Source organism: Blastopirellula marina (genome assembly GCF_002967765.1).
GTDB classification, from domain to species: domain Bacteria; phylum Planctomycetota; class Planctomycetia; order Pirellulales; family Pirellulaceae; genus Bremerella; species Bremerella marina_A.
In genome coordinates this window covers 635,646-651,094 of the sequence record NZ_PUHY01000005.1, presented here as the reverse complement: position 1 = coordinate 651,094, position 15,449 = coordinate 635,646, and the positions used below count along the sequence as shown (strand labels likewise).

Below are 15,449 nucleotides of genomic sequence, written 5' to 3'. Positions count from 1 at the left end.
AGGTATGACGTAAGCCAACTTTGAATCGCATTTACTGTTTTGGCTCTCGTGCCATGGGGCCACCTATCCTACAAACTCCATTTTTCTGGTTCGGCCGACTAGCGGCTTCGGTTAAGCGTCGATCCGTTGGACGCACGCTTTCCGATTGCTTTGCGACCCGTTCATCATTCTCGGGACGTTCGACGATTGCAATTCATGGCACACCAATTGGGCCACCTGAAATGGTGACTTGATCATTACCTCAGACCGACTTGGAACCGACGAAAAGTCTATCCAGGATCACGCTCAGCTCATCTCTCTGTTAAGATAAGCCGTAGCCCCGCCAATCTCCCTCCTGCCGAAGACAACGATGACCAATCACCGAATGCTCTCAGCATTGCCTCTGTTCTTGCTGCTTTCGTCCGTAGCCTGGGGTACTGAGCTTGCCGAGCTAGAGCCGCTGTCTGAAACGACCACCAAGCGTACCGATTGGCTGATCGATATCGCTCCGTACAAGGCAGGCATCTATCGAACCCACAATCCACGCGAATTCGTCCTTGATAACGGCCTCGTCCGCCGAACCTTCCGCACGGCTCCGAACGGGGCGACCGTCGCGCTCGAAAACTTGATGACAGGTCAGTCGCTTTTGCGGGGCGTCAAGCCGGAAGCCGTCGTGACGATCGACGGTCGCAAGCTGAACGTCGGCGGTCTCGACGGGCAGCCGAACTACGCATACTTGTTGCCAGAGTGGCTCGACGGGATGACCGCCGACGCAGGGGCGATGCAGCTGACCGGTTTCGAAATTGGGGCACCGGTCGAGCGTTTCGCCTGGAAACAGGTTCGTCGTCACGCACCGAACGTTGCGTGGCCACCGAAAGGAGTCGCGCTGCGAATGGACTACGCGTTGCCCGACGGAAGTGGCCAGATGCCAAGTCCCAACGACACACGGCCGCTCTTGTGGAGCGATTCGTTCAAGACGATGGACAAAGCGTGGACCATTCACGCTTCGCCAAGGCACGAGCGGACTAGCTTTGAAAACGAAGGACAGCCAGGGCAGATTTACGCCTTGAGTAGCACGTTTTGCTTTGCTGATCGCCAACTTCCTGACGGCGCTGGTTTGATCGAAGTCGAGATTCAGCCAGGAACCGATCGCAGCACCAGTTGGGGCCCCGGCATGACGCTCGTCTACGACGGCCAAACAGTCGGAGTTCGCCTACGAACCGGCGACCGTGGTGTGCATGGCCACTTCGAGATGCGTGTCAACGGTCGCGAATCGCTAAAGACGATTGACTCATTCGCCGCCGAAGATGGGGGCCTCAGCGTCGATAGCAACTACCGACTTCGCGTGGTAATCGAAGCAGGCCGATTAACGTGGTACGCCGCCCAGCTCAACGAGAAGCAGCCTGTCTTCGAACGGCTCTTCACCGTCGATGTCCCCGCAGATCAGGTGCCGAAGATGGTTCGCATCGGTAAGACCGATCGCCAAGGTGGCCCATCGGACGAAGCGAGGCACCCAGGTGAGCTTGGGCGATGCCGCTTTGAGTCGATCGACGTTTACGGCCAGACGGATGCCGCAAAATTGCAGCAATGGAAATCGGCCCGACAAACAACGAGAGAAATCCAAGTTTCGGTCCATTACGAACTGTACGATGGCGTTCCGGTCATCAGCAAATGGATTACGATCCATAACGGTACCGATAAGCCAATCACGGTCGATCGATTCACCAGCGAGATGCTGGCCATCGTCGAATACGACAACCCGGTCGAGGCCCGCGAAGGGTATCCGCTATCGACGCCAGACTCGCTGCATGTCGAAACTGACTTCGCGTTTCAATCATTCAATCATGGTTCGGCCAATCGACACGTGGTCCATTGGAAGCCCGATCCGCAGTACACCACCCAGGTGAATTACCTGAAGGAAACGCCTTGTTTGCTGACCGTTGAACCAACATACGGCCCCTCGCAAGATATTGCTCCTGGAGCGACGTTCACCAGTTGCCGGGCCTTCGAGCTTGTTTACGACTCGACCGAGCGCGAACGTCGCGGCCTGGCCCTTCGCAAAATGTATCGCACGATCGCTCCCTGGGTGACCGAGAACCCTTTGATGCACCACCTGCTTAGTTCGGATCCCGAGGTCGCTAAACGGGCCGTCGATCAGGCGGCGGAAGTTGGCTTCGAGATGCTGATTCTCTCGTTCGGCAGTGGTTTCAACATGGACAATGAAGATCCTGCGTACCTGGCCAAGTGGAAGGAAGTCGCCGACTATGCGCACGCCAAAGGGATCGAAATTGGATCGTACTCGCTTCTATCGAGCCGTGGCGGCGTGCCTGCAAGCGACATGATTGTCTCCCCGCCGGGCGAACGTCCCACGCATGGTCAATGTCCAGCGTTAACCAGCGAATGGGGACAGGCGTATTTCCAACGGATGCGGCGATTCTACGAGCTTACAGGCTTCGATCTTCTGGAACATGACGGCTCGTACCCGGGCGACGTCGACGTGACACCGCGGCCGCCACTTCAGAAAGGGAAAGCTGATTCTCGTTGGGTTCAATGGCGCATCATTTCCGACTATTACCATTGGTGCCGCGAGCGAGGCATTTACTTGAACGTGCCTGATTACTACTTCTTGTCGGGATCGAACAAATGCGGAATGGGTTACCGCGAGGTGAACTGGTCGCTCCCGCGCGAGATGCAGGTCTTGCACACCCGGCAGAACATCTATGACGGAACCTGGGACAAGACGCCTTCGATGGGCTGGATGTTCGTTCCACTAAGTCAGTATCACGGAGGCGGCCCCGCAGCAACCGTCGAACCACTGCACGAGCATCTCGATCACTACCAAGCGATGATCCTCAGCAACCTGGGCAGCGGCGTGCAAGCGTGCTACCGTGGTCCGCGCCTGTACGATACCGACGAAACGAAGGCAGTCGTGAAGCAGTCGGTCGACTGGTTCAAACACTATCGCGACATCCTCGAGTCGGACGTAATCCACGGCCGCCGCGCCGATGGCCGTGATGTTGATTGGTTGCTGCACGTCAATCCAGCCCTGCCGCAAAAGGGAATGCTGGTCGTCTTTAACCCGCTTGACGAACCGGTCGAACGGATCTTGCGTGTTCCCTTGTACTACACCGGACTCACCGAAACGGCGACCGTTTCCAGTGCGCAGCTACCCGCACAGTCGTACGAACTCGATCGACAATTCACGATCGAATTGCCGGTGACCGTTCCAGCCAAGGGAATGGGGTGGTTCGCGATTGAGTAAAATCAGGATCACGCAAACTGGCGAAGCTACTTTCGGACGAACGACACCTACTGCGGAAGGTCGTTAAGATTGATCCCATATAGCTCCGCATTTTGCTTCATGTAGGTAGCACGGGGCTGAGGCGTGTCGCCTTGGGCGATGGCCGTTACGAGGTCGAGATAGGTGTGCCAGCCCATTTTGGTTTGGGCGCTGAACTCCGGCGGGATCGGCATGTGGGTTAGCGTCAATTGAGTGACAGGACCGTCGGGCTTAATCTCGAACGTGAGGTAGCTTTCGGGAAAGCTCGATTCGGTTTCGCCAGGCGAAAACACGTTCCAGGTATAGGCCAGCTTGCGGCCCGGCTTCCACTGCGTGACCACGCCACGAATGTGGCCCCCCATCAACCACACGGTGCCCCCTTCGCGCGGTTCGATCCGGCCATCGTCGCCGTACCACGCGGTAATTCTTGACGTTTCGGTAAGAAAGGCCCAAACCGATTCCGGGCTGGCAGGCAAGAATCGCACGAACTTAACCGCGTCGATGCGGACAATCTCTCCCAAACTACTCACGGCGCCGCTTCTCCCTTTTGATTTCCGTTTCCAGTGCGTCAAGCTTGGTTCCCCAGAACTTCCGCACCTTGGCAATCCACTTCACGACCTCGTCGATTCCAGCCGGATCAAGCTCATAGATTCGCTGCTGCGCCGCCACTTCGGCCCGCACCAGCCGTGCCTCACGCAGCACCTTCAAATGCTGCGAAATCGCCGGAGCACTCATCGTAAATCGCCTGGCAATCTCTCCCGCAGCAAGAGGCCGCTCGGCCAGCATCTCGACAATCTGGCGACGCGTCGGATCGGCAAGGGCAGTGAAACTGTTCATGCCTGCATGATAAAGCGGAGACTTATTTAAGACAATGCTTAATTACAAAGCTTTGGAGACTGGAGGTATCTCACCAGCATTGCGAATACTTGAACCGTCTGGTCTACGTGACTCACTCAGATGCTATCGGGTAACCCGTCTTCCGTATCGTTGACGCCACTTCTCGCAGCGATACGGCAACGTTCAATTGGCGAACCAGCGGATTAGTTAACGGGACATGGTCGAAGATCTGCTTGATGGGACTCAAATCGAAATCTTGCTCATAGTTTTCCTCGGCCCAAGTCTGGAAACCCTCGGCATCCCCAACGACCAAAAATAGTAAGAGTTCGGCACCATCCGTATCGTCACCTTGCGTGGGCAACTCGGCTCCGAAGGACCACTCCAAGTCAGCATGCAAATACCACGCGTTAAAAGTTACCCTGTTGTTTTCGATAAGGCCCTCATCAACATAACTTCGCAAGATCGATGGTGTGTTGATCCGCTGAAGTTTGCATCGATTCTTGTCTCTAATTAGGGGACAATCGTGAACCGATCCTTCCACGAGCGTTCCTGACTCCGTAAAAGCGAATACCGCACGATCCCCTTGATAGTTATCGATCAACGCTTGCCGTGCGTTCTTCCGCCACGTTGCGTCGAACGAAACCCTCGGCTCGCCGAGATCCCAAGACAAAATCTCGGTCAATACGGCCAGTGATTGAAGCCGGCGTTCAAGCGTGTTTGGGTCGGGCAGACGCTGAAGAATGTGATCCCGCGCTGACATTGCTTTTTCTCCCTGACGACACTCAGAATCCGAGTATTAAACCCCATCCGTCAACCAAGCAATGCCAGGCACTTTCAACGGCACTTCGTGGTCGAGCGTCACCCCGAAGTGCTCGTCCAAGATCGACAATAGCTGCTGCTTCGATTCGATCGATGTCTTGGTTGCTTCTCCGCTAGCGGCTCGGATCGAGAATTCGTCATTCATGATAGTCAGGCGTTTTCCTTCGGGGGCGGCGCGGGCCACCATCAAGACGTTTCGGAAGCGGGACTCGGGGTGGGTTGAGGTGTACCAGTTGCCGACTTCGCGATCGATCAGGGGCATCGGTTCGAGCGTCAGTTCGTAGACGTCCTGCCACTCGCTGCCAAACTGAACCTGGTGGTAATGCACGTCCCCCTCTTTGATGATGCGGCGTGTTTCGTGGGGCGTTGGTTGGTGCTGATCGAGCTTAAGCATCAAGGCCGAAGTTAAGCTCAACCCTCCCACACCGACGTCCGCCAGATACGATTGCCCTTCGATTTCGATTCGCAGACACATGTGCGTGCGAGGCGTGACGATGTCGCGGGGCCAGCCGATCCGAACCCGCGCGCTGAGTGGAACGACATCGAAGCCAATCGTTTCCAGCACGGCCAGAAACAATCCGTTCTGCTCGAAGCAATACCCGCCACGCCGCTGCTGCACGAGCTTGTCAAACAAAGAGGGAACATCCAGACGAATCGGGCGTCCCATCAGCGGATCCAGGTTCTCGAACGGGATCGTCTGTGAATGAGCCTGCATCAAGCCATGCAGCGTTTCGAGCGTAGCTTCGCGCGGCCCAGTGTAGCCGATGCGGGCACAGTAAGCGTCAAGATCTAGCGAGGTTTCCACCTCCGCTGAAGCAGTATCCGGGAGATCGATCACGGGGCACGTCAATCAAGAAGGAAACAAAGGGTGCAGGAATGCCCCGTATTGTTCCCGCAACAGGTCTCGTAGGCAACGGCTGGCTACCGATTCTCGTCGCGAATCTTTTGTTCCAGCTGTTCCATCGTGATCTCACCGCGCCGCAGTTGTTCTACCTCTTGCTGTGTCGTGCTGAACTGCTCCGATTGGCTGGTACTTTTTATGAAGCCCAAATCGTAATGCATGGTGGTCGAAATGGAGTACCGCCCACGAAGATCCACTACCAGATCCCCTTGCTCAGGAAACATCAGCATCCGAGACGATCCGTCCGGTTCGGACAAAAACACGCCCTGCTGGCGATCAAGCGGTCCGTCCAGATAAATCGTCCCTGAGGAATTGGTCGACCGGTTGGCAAATGTCTGCAGATCGTTCACCGTGACCGAAGCCATCGGCTTACCGTCACGCGGGATTGTCAGCGACGGTCGCCGATTTACATGATGATAAACAGCAACTATGCAGGCGATCAGGCAAGACACGACGACAACGGCAAACAGTTTCCAACGTGATCGGGTTGTATTTTTTTGCGGTGGGTTAACATCCATTGTTTTCATGACCTAGCTAAACCGATCACGGAAGCACGTATTCCCGGAGGCCGCCCGTGTTTTCCAGAAATTCAATCGATCGTAGTATTATGTCGCGACGGTTTCGTAGTAGCAGCTTTTCATTGGTTGTCGTGATTAAGGCGTCATTCTCATTCCACGACTCAGGCGCAATGTTGGATCGCAGATCGTTGGCCAGATTCTTCAGTATCTTGGGAGACAATTCCGGCTCACCGTTCACTTCTCTCACTTGGTACGTAACGGTAATGACTTCCGCTTCTAGCTTATCCAAATAGGTCAGGAACTCGTCCGGGTTCACGGTTGGTCGGCTTTCGCGAAGGCGATTTAGATAGGCCTCTATTTTTTCGTGCCAGGGTAACGTTGTCGCGATGACCAGGCAGTCTGCCTCGCCAAACCATTCAACCCGGCGAGGGCCGTCCCACTCTTCTGGGAATAGATCGAAGATTTCGTACTCTAACTCGTGGATATTTGGGAGCCGTGGAATATCAGGCACAAAGTCCGGACTGGGAGGGGGCACGCTACTCGAGCTTCTAAACAAGAGGCTATGATTGGTGATCTCGGTAGCTCGCCGCTTAGTATCACGGGTCAACGACATCCCGTACCAAATCAAGTCGCGAACCGGATATACACGAATTACGGGGGAATAGTTCGCTTCCGTTGCTGAGGTAACCTCGATCCGATCGTCCACGATTCGCCAGCCAGCCTCGTACTTGGACGAGAACTGATCGAGAGCCTGCCATACCGTGCAGTCATCCCAATGAACTGACAGCTTCCCTTCATTTGCCAAGAGGGGCGTTCGTTCTAACGAGGAGTTAATCGCACACACCGGAATGGACATGGTCTGTTCGATTTTCTTCATGACCTCGCTACAAGTCGCGCTGTTCATTTGCCCGCTGATGCGAGTGGAATGCAGCTTATCGGTGATGGCTTCGACTTGATTGATCGGCTGCGATACCTTTAGCGGCATGCCTGAATATGGGACGTCGGGTAGATCCTTCGCAGTTTTCAACTGAGCCAACAGTTGATCGATTTCCCATTGTATCTCCGGCCGTTGCCGTACGATCAACGTGTTTCGAAAGCCGTCCACAGAACCATTCCCTTCAAGCCCCAGGTCAGGCCAATAGCGATCGAGCACATCCTCAATGAGTCGTGCGATGAATCCCAGACCAGGATTGGGACCATGCCCTTTGGGTAGCAATGGTGTCGTGTCATAATACTTCGTCGTTACGAAGTCGATAGCTGTCTTTTCGTCGGTAATGACAATCTCATTTTCAGCAGGAATATAAGCCAACTGGTGCGGGCGAAGCATCATCACCAGCGTGCTATGCAACGAAACATCACGCACGTCGATTGACACCAATGTATCTGCACGAACCAGCTTTCCCCAGGCGATATGAATGGCGCAATCGGCACGCTTCGCGAGTTGCTTCATCGCCTCAGACAGGGGCATTTGCTCGCAGCGGAACGTGACTTTCGTTCGCCAGACATTTCGCTGCACTTCGTCGATGGCTCCCTGGCGGGCTTCCACACCGTTGTCGGCAACTTCGACGGTTGTAATCGCTCGAATGGGCTGTTGCGACATCGCCACATTTCCGGTCAGAAAAGACGAAAGGATCATCAATATCGCAGTATAGTTTCGCATCGTGATCTCCCTTTCCGAAGCAAGCTGTCGGTTACCACCAGAACCGATCCCACGTTGGAAATCCAAACTTGATCCCTTCCACCTTGCCTAAGATCGGCAGCGTTTCACGTAGCACCTTACGTTGGTGCCTAAGTAGCATCCTACGGTTCGTTACCACGATGTACGCGTCCTCTCCGTTCCACGAGCCAGGGGCAACCTTCTCTTTGATTTGGGCGGCCAAAGCTTGCATATTTTCAAAAGAGATTCTTTCTGGGTAGACGAAAGCGTCGACGGTGATCACTTCTTTTTCGACCTTATCAAGATAGGCCAAGAACTTCTCAGGGGCGATCGCATGCTGTTGACGACGTAATTGTTGGAGAAGGCCGGCGATCTGTTCGTGCACTTGCGGTGTGGCACCAATCACGAAACAATCCGCCATCGAAAATGATTCAATGACGGTACCGTGATACCAAGGAAGAACGGTCTCAACGGTGTGATAGTCAGGCAACGATGGAAGGTCTGAATCGAAGAACGGATTCGGCGGAGGGATACCACTTCCACCGCCCAACATCAACTTTCCCGGATCGAGTGGCAGCAGGCGGGCTTTCACTTCATCCGGAAGCTCCAGCCCGTACCATACCAGATCTCGCACGGGATACACCTTAAGCACGGCTGTTCGATGCGTTTCGGATTTTGACGTTATTTCAATTCGGTCATCCGCGATTCGCCAACCGGCATCGTATTCAGTGGTGAGTTCATCTAGTGCCTGTTCAATGGTGCGATCTTCCCAATCGACATTTAGCAGGCGTTTCCTGCCGACGAGTTCCGTATGACGAACGAACTCGGTATCACTGCAAACCGGCACACCAGAGGCCAGCCGGATCGCTTTCATCACCTGAGCGAGCGTGGTGTCTTGCTGGCTCCAAGTGATTCGCTGGGTGCGAAGTTTCTGATAGACTTCGTCCGGATTTGCTACCGCATGGGGTAACTCGATTGCAGTGGTTGAGTAGTGATCGCTGGATAGCGATTTCGCTTTCTTCACCGCCTCGATCAGGTGCTTTATTTCCCAGTGGATTCGTGGCGAAGCCTGAACCACCACGCCGTTACGATAGCTCTCGCATTTCCCCTCTTGAGCGATGCCACCAAACCGCATTTCATCATCGGCAATCTCCCGAAATGGACCAAGCACGTCCCAGTTATTCGGGTCCAAGTCAGGCGTTTCAGGCAGGATGTCGGACGTTTCGTAAAAGTGAATCGGCGGAGAATGCAACGCCGCTGACAAGGTCGTGATTACAATCTCGTCAGGATCGACACGATAGGCCAGCCCGCGCGGGCGTAAGAGCATCACCAGCGTGCTGTGCAAAGACACCTCGGATACATCGACCGTGACTGGTGTCGACAAATGCACCAAAAACCCGTTATCGACGCGGATGCTTAGGCCGGTCTTCTCAGTGAGTGCCTCAACCATCTTGTCGAGGCGCATGTTCTCGCACTGGAAGGTCACCTTCGTCTGCCAGACTTTCTGTTGGAGTTCAGCGATCGCCTCGAACCGTGACGCTTCTCCTTCAGCCGTGAACCTACCAACTGCGATCTCGCGTTTGATCCATTGATCTTGCGCCCGGCCAACGGTTGAAAGCGGAAAACAGAATATGAACACGAACAGCCAGAAGCGCATGCAGGCACAACCCATCAAAAGAAACGTCACGGAACGCGTTAACTTCTCAGCATAAGCGTCGCGCGCGGCCGGGGCAATTATTTGGCTGGGGCCGCGCATGGTTGGCGCTGCTGATTGGTTGTTATTTGTTGCCGCGAGATTTGATCATGTAGACCTGGATGCCGAAAATTGCCAGGCCGATCGGGGCGCAGATTAGCCCAGTCGTGCGCATGGTTGGGTCTTCGATGACCAGGTAAACGCCAAGCGCCGCGCACGCGAGTCCGAGGAAAGCCCACCATAATCGGTACATTAATTTCATTTGCCAAGGATCCTAAATCAAGGTGTGAAGATGGTTGTTGAAAGGCTTACTCCGAGGAAGCTCGATTCACAGTGCCTCCTTCTCAATAGCCAACAACATGCAGATGATTTCGCCCAGGTGTTCGTTGGTGCTTGCCGAATATTGGGGATTGTGGCTGCGGTTGGTGGAAAAAAGTGAAACATTGCATTAAACTCTGCCTAAACACGCCACCTTCCCGGGAGCCTTTTGCACGTGATCCAACTCACCAGAATGATCGTTCTCGCGACAATTCTGATGGTCGCTCACGTCCCGCTTCCGTGGCGACATTGCCATAAGGGTATGTCGACCGTCCAGCTGACTTCGCATCTGCAAAGGTATCATGCGTCGTCCAGCCAATCACAACTTCCCCGCGGCTGGCATTGGCATTTCTTTCAAGCCGAACAAGCGAGTGGCAATCGGCTTACCTCGCAGGGCGAAGCGAGCGTCTGGGAGGCAACCCAAAGCACCAAGTCGCGAAGTTGCCTGGCGTCGATCGGCTTTCCACGGCAAGTGAATTTAACTCCGAGGCGGGCGTTTGGTCGACCTATTTCCGCGGACGCCGTAGCGTCCGAACATCAGCAGCTCTATCTGCGATACCACGTTCTGTTGAACTAAGAACGTGCCTGGGCCAAATCTTAGATTGGCTGATATCGACACCGGTTCTTTCCATTCTTAACGCATGCCGCGCCGTTGCGCGCGTATCGATATTCAGTTATCGCTACCACTTAGGATATTAACTTATGCGAAACACAATCTCGTACGCTTTGTTTGCTACCACGACGTTCGCCGCGATCGCTTGTCTGACAGCGGCTCCAACGATGCCCACGTTTGCCGCAGCGCCGGGCAATGCTGCCGAACCTACGCCGGTTGAACCTGACATGCACGAGTTCATGGAGTACGTCTTTCAACCAAGCTTCAAAGCGTTGAAGCCTGCCATGGCTTCCGAACCAGCGGATAAAAAGGGATGGTTTGCCATCAAGTCGAACTCGCTGATTTTGGCAGAAGGGGGTAATCTGCTTCTTATTCGAGAAGCTCAAACGGATGCTGAAGACTGGGCCAAGCATTCGTACGAAGTCCGCGACTACGGCGGCAAGCTCTATCGTGCGGCTCAGGCAAAAGACTACACCGCAGCGAAGAAGAGTTATCAATCGATGGTCAAAAGCTGCAACGCTTGCCACGAACAGTTCGCCGGTGGCGAACATATTCTGACTCCGTAAGGCGGTGTCGTTTGCCGTCTGGCAGTTCTATTGAGTCTGCGCACGTAACTCAATACTGCTACGAGCCAACTTGCCACGAATTGGGGGCTTCCATGGGTCGCCCCTGTTCGCGTGGCGGCGCAGTCGTTAATAAGGCGAATTGCCAGATGGCTTTTCTTCTTCACAGTGGCCGTGTGGTTCCAGGTGCACCAGCACATCGCGCAGCGTGGGGAATTTGTCGAGCAGATGATCTTTCACACGGTGACCAATCCGATGCCCTTCGGCGACGGTCATCTCAGGATCGACCTCGATATGAATGTCGGCGAAGTATTCCAGCCCGCTCTTGCGCACCCATAACGTTTCGACCTCCTTCACACCGGAGACGGTGAGAGACGCGTCGTGAATCTCCTGGATAAAGTCCGGGTCGGCTTGCACGTCCATCAGTTCACTGGCGCTCGAACGAAACAGTTGGGCGCCAGACCAGATAATCGCGGCCGCGACAACGAGCGAGGCGACCTCGTCGGCCCACATCAGAGACTCGCCACCCAATCGAATCGCGCCCAATCCCAACAACACCGCGAGCGAACAAAGGGCGTCGCTACGATGATCCCAGGCATTCGCAATGATCGCGGCCGAGTTCGTGCGTCGTCCGATGCGAACTTTGTATTGATACAGGGCTTCCTTAATCACTACGTTGCTGCCCGCGATCCACAAGGTCCACGAGGCAGGGATCGCGTGGGCGCTGCCCATGCGTTGGAACGCTTCCCAGGCGACAAACACGGCGGAAACGATCACCAGCAACGCAACGTTCGAGGCCGCGATCGCTTCGGCTCGGGTATGGCCGTAAGGGTGTTCATCATCGGGAGGCTGTTGTGCCACGCGTAACGCAAACAAGACAATTACGGTCGTTACAACGTCGCCAATGGAGTTCACCGAGTCGGCAATCAGAGCGAACGAGCTGCCGACAATTCCGCCAATCAGCTTGACCACGCCCAGCAGAAAGTTCACCACCAAACCAAGAATGGCGGCGTTGGTGACTTCGCGGTAGACGTGCGATGCGTTGGTTTGGTCGTTCAAGATACAGCTACCTGGCGACGGTCGATTCGGGAGAGTTCCTCATTCTAACGAGATGCTAGTTCTGGGGCAGGGCGGATCGAGCCGCCAATCAACTATATCGCATGAATTCGACCATCTGTGCCGAACGTGTAGATCTCTTCCCACTTATATCCCCAGTTACCGCCCAACTCCCGAATATGCGGTTCGATCGTGAAGTACGGAACGTCGCTGAGCCGTGAGGCATTGCCTGCTTCGATGTATTTTCGATCGGTCAAACACTTCTCAATGCTATGTCCAAAATTGCCGAGAAAGTCGATGCTCTCGAATTGATGCGTCACGACTGCCTCTGCTAGCAGCGAGTGAAGTTCCTCGAACGTCATTTCGGTGTGCACGCGCTCGCAAGCGAACACGTGCAACTTCCGTAGCAGCTGGTCACCGCGGACGAATTCCGCACGAGTCGGCATCAGCGAGGCGTTCCCTTCTTCCACGTAGAACGACCGGGCACAATCTCCCCAGGCTTCCTGGTAAAGCGGACTAAGGTCAACGGTCACCACGTTCGTTTCACCGACAACTTCGTCCGCCGGAACGTAATCGCGGCCTGAAATCGAAAGGCAACTTCGCGAGCCCAGCAAGACGTAGGCGGGACAATCGTAGTACCAAGTCTGCGTGATTCCGGCGTCATGCAGCCTATCGACACATCGCTTAGCGATGGTTCGCTCGGTATCCGCAGGCTGAATCGTCGCGGCCAGATCTTCCAGCACGGACTTAGCAATCGCTTGCACGTGACGATGATCGTTCATGGCCTCGGTACCTCATTGATTCGCAGTCGAAAGATTCGTGGTATTCAAGATCGATTACCGCATCAGCCAATTCGACTCGTTCTCACTTTTTTTCAAATTCTACTGAAAGGTCAACGCAACACCGGCCATCTATCTACGGATAACCAATTTACCCGTAACTGTTATGCGAACAAGAAGAAGGCCCGATCATGTCGACCACAACTGAAGCAACCCGCGCACCGGATCATACGGTGAAGTGCATCGCCAATTTCCTCCAAACCGGCGGCTATCTCCAGAACTTCAAGTTCCCACGCATCAAGTATCCGAATTGGCCTGGTTACAATCCGGAGTTGTACGCCGAGATCGGTCGACGAATTGGCAGTGGACGGATTCCCATCTTTCTGCGGGAAGGCAATATCGAAGGTGCCAAGGCGTTCTACAACTTGACCGGCAACGAATTGAATTTGACATCCGCCACCAAGCCGCTCAATCGTCCGTCGCACTGGGGCACCATCGTGCACGAAGCGACACACATGATTCAAGACATGAAAAACTGGAGAATGACCAAGCAAGAGATGGAAGCCGACGCCCACTTCGCCCAGGCCTTGTTTCTCCATTACAAAGGAACACAGCTCGAAAGCGGCTTGCTGCAGGCGTTTAACATGGCTGCTCGCCATTTCGCCAAAGGTGACAAGAAAGAATACAAGAAGAAATTTTCGCTCATGCTCTCGCAAGCTGGAGCCAAATACCACGGCAAGGCAGGCTACGACGATCTCTACATCAATAAACGCTGGGGCGGCAATTGACCTACATCAGGTCACGCTGCATCACCAACACATCTCGCCCATGGTGATGTACCTGCTCGACTGGCTTCCAACCGAGTCGCGCGTACAGTCCGCCATCAAGGCGCTCGGTTTGAAGGCTCAGTTCGCTTACGCCATGTGATTTAGCGAGCTGAGCGATCTCTTCGGCCAGGCGACTTGCCAACCCGTGACCGCGGGCTTCCGGGGCGACATAGACGTTCCCCAGCCAGAACTCTCGTTCGGGATAGATCGCCATCTCGCGAATCTTCCATTGGGCCGTGCCCAGCGGGCGGCCACCTTCCACCGCCACAAGATGCAACGGCGCTTGATCTCGGTTCAGCTTTTCTCCGATACGTTCGCATGTCGCTTCGAACGAATTCCCCGGCACATCGCGGCCCCACTGATCGAAGAACCAGCGAGCTAAGATCGGTATCGCATCAGGAATGTCGGCGAGGAGTTTAAGTTGCATCTGATTAACTTAGAATTCATCCCTTGGCGACCCACTAGCTTTCGTAGGGAAAAGACGCTCGTTCCCCGGAAGAGGTTCACTTCGATTGCTGAGAATCACGTGCCGCTTAGTTCAGCGAGTCAAAGGCCGAGCCATTATCATTCGGCGCTAGGTCGTCGTTTTCCGCCGCGGTGGATAATCTTCGCCGGTACCTCACGGCATAGTAAACGAAAAGCGCCTCCGCACCGACCGTTAGCCCCAATAATATTAACGCCAAGTACATCATCAGACTGTGGTCGCTACGCCCCTGTAACAGTCGCAGCAACGCGAAAACAGCTGCGAAGATCGCCGTGGTTACCATCAAGGTTTTTAGCGATATCTGCTGTCGCTCGTCGCGAGCACGGTTGATGACTTGTCGTAGTTGCAGCAGGATGATCGGCAACGAGAGCATTTGATTAATCAGGAAGATGATCATGAACGGCTGGGCAGCTCGGCCTGGCCCCAAATTGAGAAACATAGCCTCAGCGATGAATAACGTGACCGCCAATATCGGCGCCGCGAAACAAGCAATCGCCAAGATCGGCCTTCTTAGGAATAATGCAGCAATGCCAGCCACAATTCCTGTCACGCTACAGATCGGACCACTTACCAAGATCGTTTCGATTTCTGTCGACGCGACATAAGTCGAAATCGCCATGGCGAGAAGATGAATGCAACAAAACACGATGCAGAGGACGACTCGGATCATAACGCTTCGCGTGCCAGGGATTTCAGGTTCATACCCACAACGAGCAACCCACAATCATGCCAATGATCACCACAATGTTCAAGCAAAGCCCATAGAAGCCGACTTTGACCGGCCCGTCGAGCGGTTCGATCACCAGAACCATCATCCAGTAACCCAGGGCTAACCCAAGGCGAACCTGAAACAGCTTTTGATGGCAAAACAACGCCACCCATTGCGCAAACCAGTTCTGAAGATTCGCCGAACTGATCATTCCCCAGTCAGCGATCAAAGGATCGTCCGGCGAATGGCTAACGGCGACACACGGTAGCAGGATGAAGGCACTGCCAGCCAGGAGAAACATTCCATAGAACCGAAAACTTGTCGCGGAGAAACTGCCAAGAAATGCCAGCTGGGTTGAGCGGTTGGTGATCGGTTGTTCTGCCGTCTCCCTCATCATCCTCTCCCTCGCGGCTCGC

At 54.6% G+C, this 15,449-nt stretch carries 17 protein-coding genes; 4 read left to right on the top strand and 13 right to left on the bottom strand.

Annotation, left to right across the window (positions count from 1 at the left end; translation table 11 throughout):
- Positions 1 to 349: 349 nt before the first annotated feature.
- Positions 350 to 3,241: a hypothetical protein gene (locus tag C5Y83_RS07000; RefSeq protein WP_105328936.1), complete on the top strand. Its 2,892-nt coding sequence runs from the start codon at positions 350 to 352 to the stop codon at positions 3,239 to 3,241.
- 47 nt (positions 3,242 to 3,288) lie between these two features.
- On the opposite strand, the gene C5Y83_RS06995 is transcribed toward C5Y83_RS07000, so the two are convergent.
- The 8 genes from C5Y83_RS06995 to C5Y83_RS29335 all read right to left on the bottom strand — a co-directional run bounded on the left by C5Y83_RS06995 (position 3,289) and on the right by C5Y83_RS29335 (position 9,946).
- The gene (locus C5Y83_RS06995; protein WP_158262267.1) at positions 3,289 to 3,789 is read right to left on the bottom strand and encodes an SRPBCC domain-containing protein; all 501 of its coding nucleotides are present in this window, start codon (positions 3,787 to 3,789) and stop codon (positions 3,289 to 3,291) included.
- Positions 3,782 to 4,096: a metalloregulator ArsR/SmtB family transcription factor gene (locus C5Y83_RS06990; RefSeq protein WP_105328934.1), complete on the bottom strand. Its 315-nt coding sequence runs from the start codon at positions 4,094 to 4,096 to the stop codon at positions 3,782 to 3,784. Before C5Y83_RS06990 ends, C5Y83_RS06995 begins: the two co-directional genes overlap by 8 nt.
- Positions 4,097 to 4,208: 112 nt before the next feature.
- Positions 4,209 to 4,856: a hypothetical protein gene (locus C5Y83_RS06985; RefSeq protein WP_105328933.1), complete on the bottom strand. Its 648-nt coding sequence runs from the start codon at positions 4,854 to 4,856 to the stop codon at positions 4,209 to 4,211.
- 36 nt (positions 4,857 to 4,892) lie between these two features.
- Positions 4,893 to 5,753, bottom strand: coding sequence for an arylamine N-acetyltransferase family protein (locus C5Y83_RS06980; RefSeq protein ID WP_199194998.1), 861 nt, complete (start codon positions 5,751 to 5,753; stop codon positions 4,893 to 4,895).
- 83 nt (positions 5,754 to 5,836) lie between these two features.
- Positions 5,837 to 6,343, bottom strand: coding sequence for a hypothetical protein (locus tag C5Y83_RS06975; protein WP_105328932.1), 507 nt, complete (start codon positions 6,341 to 6,343; stop codon positions 5,837 to 5,839).
- A gap of 16 nt (positions 6,344 to 6,359) precedes the next feature.
- The gene (locus tag C5Y83_RS06970; RefSeq protein ID WP_146117678.1) at positions 6,360 to 7,994 is read right to left on the bottom strand and encodes an STN domain-containing protein; all 1,635 of its coding nucleotides are present in this window, start codon (positions 7,992 to 7,994) and stop codon (positions 6,360 to 6,362) included.
- A 31-nt stretch (positions 7,995 to 8,025) separates the two neighbouring features.
- Positions 8,026 to 9,648: a hypothetical protein gene (locus tag C5Y83_RS06965; protein WP_146117677.1), complete on the bottom strand. Its 1,623-nt coding sequence runs from the start codon at positions 9,646 to 9,648 to the stop codon at positions 8,026 to 8,028.
- A gap of 121 nt (positions 9,649 to 9,769) precedes the next feature.
- The gene (locus C5Y83_RS29335) at positions 9,770 to 9,946 is read right to left on the bottom strand and encodes a hypothetical protein (RefSeq protein ID WP_158262266.1); all 177 of its coding nucleotides are present in this window, start codon (positions 9,944 to 9,946) and stop codon (positions 9,770 to 9,772) included.
- Between the two features lie 231 nt (positions 9,947 to 10,177).
- Between C5Y83_RS29335 and C5Y83_RS06960 the strand changes: the two genes are divergently transcribed.
- Both C5Y83_RS06960 and C5Y83_RS06955 read left to right on the top strand, forming a co-directional pair.
- Positions 10,178 to 10,579 carry a hypothetical protein gene (locus C5Y83_RS06960; RefSeq protein ID WP_146117676.1) on the top strand — a complete coding sequence of 134 codons (402 nt, stop codon included), beginning with the start codon at positions 10,178 to 10,180 and terminating at the stop codon, positions 10,577 to 10,579.
- A 125-nt stretch (positions 10,580 to 10,704) separates the two neighbouring features.
- Positions 10,705 to 11,181, top strand: a complete 477-nt coding sequence (locus tag C5Y83_RS06955; protein WP_105328928.1) for a cytochrome c — start codon at positions 10,705 to 10,707, stop codon at positions 11,179 to 11,181.
- A gap of 126 nt (positions 11,182 to 11,307) precedes the next feature.
- Here the strand turns inward: C5Y83_RS06955 and C5Y83_RS06950 are convergent, their stop codons facing one another.
- Both C5Y83_RS06950 and C5Y83_RS06945 read right to left on the bottom strand, forming a co-directional pair.
- Positions 11,308 to 12,237, bottom strand: a complete 930-nt coding sequence (locus C5Y83_RS06950; protein WP_233207129.1) for a cation diffusion facilitator family transporter — start codon at positions 12,235 to 12,237, stop codon at positions 11,308 to 11,310.
- 92 nt (positions 12,238 to 12,329) lie between these two features.
- Positions 12,330 to 13,016, bottom strand: a complete 687-nt coding sequence (locus C5Y83_RS06945; RefSeq protein ID WP_105328927.1) for a M24 family metallopeptidase — start codon at positions 13,014 to 13,016, stop codon at positions 12,330 to 12,332.
- A 188-nt stretch (positions 13,017 to 13,204) separates the two neighbouring features.
- Here C5Y83_RS06945 and C5Y83_RS06940 point away from each other — a divergent pair, with 188 nt between their 5' ends.
- Complete coding sequence (locus tag C5Y83_RS06940) at positions 13,205 to 13,801, top strand: hypothetical protein (RefSeq protein WP_105328926.1); 597 nt, start codon at positions 13,205 to 13,207, stop codon at positions 13,799 to 13,801.
- 1 nt (position 13,802) lies between these two features.
- Here the strand turns inward: C5Y83_RS06940 and C5Y83_RS06935 are convergent, their stop codons facing one another.
- From C5Y83_RS06935 to C5Y83_RS06925, 3 genes are all read right to left on the bottom strand, one after another.
- Positions 13,803 to 14,267, bottom strand: coding sequence for a GNAT family N-acetyltransferase (locus C5Y83_RS06935; protein WP_105328925.1), 465 nt, complete (start codon positions 14,265 to 14,267; stop codon positions 13,803 to 13,805).
- Between the two features lie 106 nt (positions 14,268 to 14,373).
- Positions 14,374 to 14,994, bottom strand: a complete 621-nt coding sequence (locus C5Y83_RS06930; RefSeq protein ID WP_105328924.1) for a hypothetical protein — start codon at positions 14,992 to 14,994, stop codon at positions 14,374 to 14,376.
- Between the two features lie 28 nt (positions 14,995 to 15,022).
- A complete protein-coding gene (locus C5Y83_RS06925; RefSeq protein WP_146117675.1) occupies positions 15,023 to 15,430 on the bottom strand; it encodes a hypothetical protein in 408 nt (135 codons plus the stop codon).
- Positions 15,431 to 15,449: the final 19 nt, after the last annotated feature.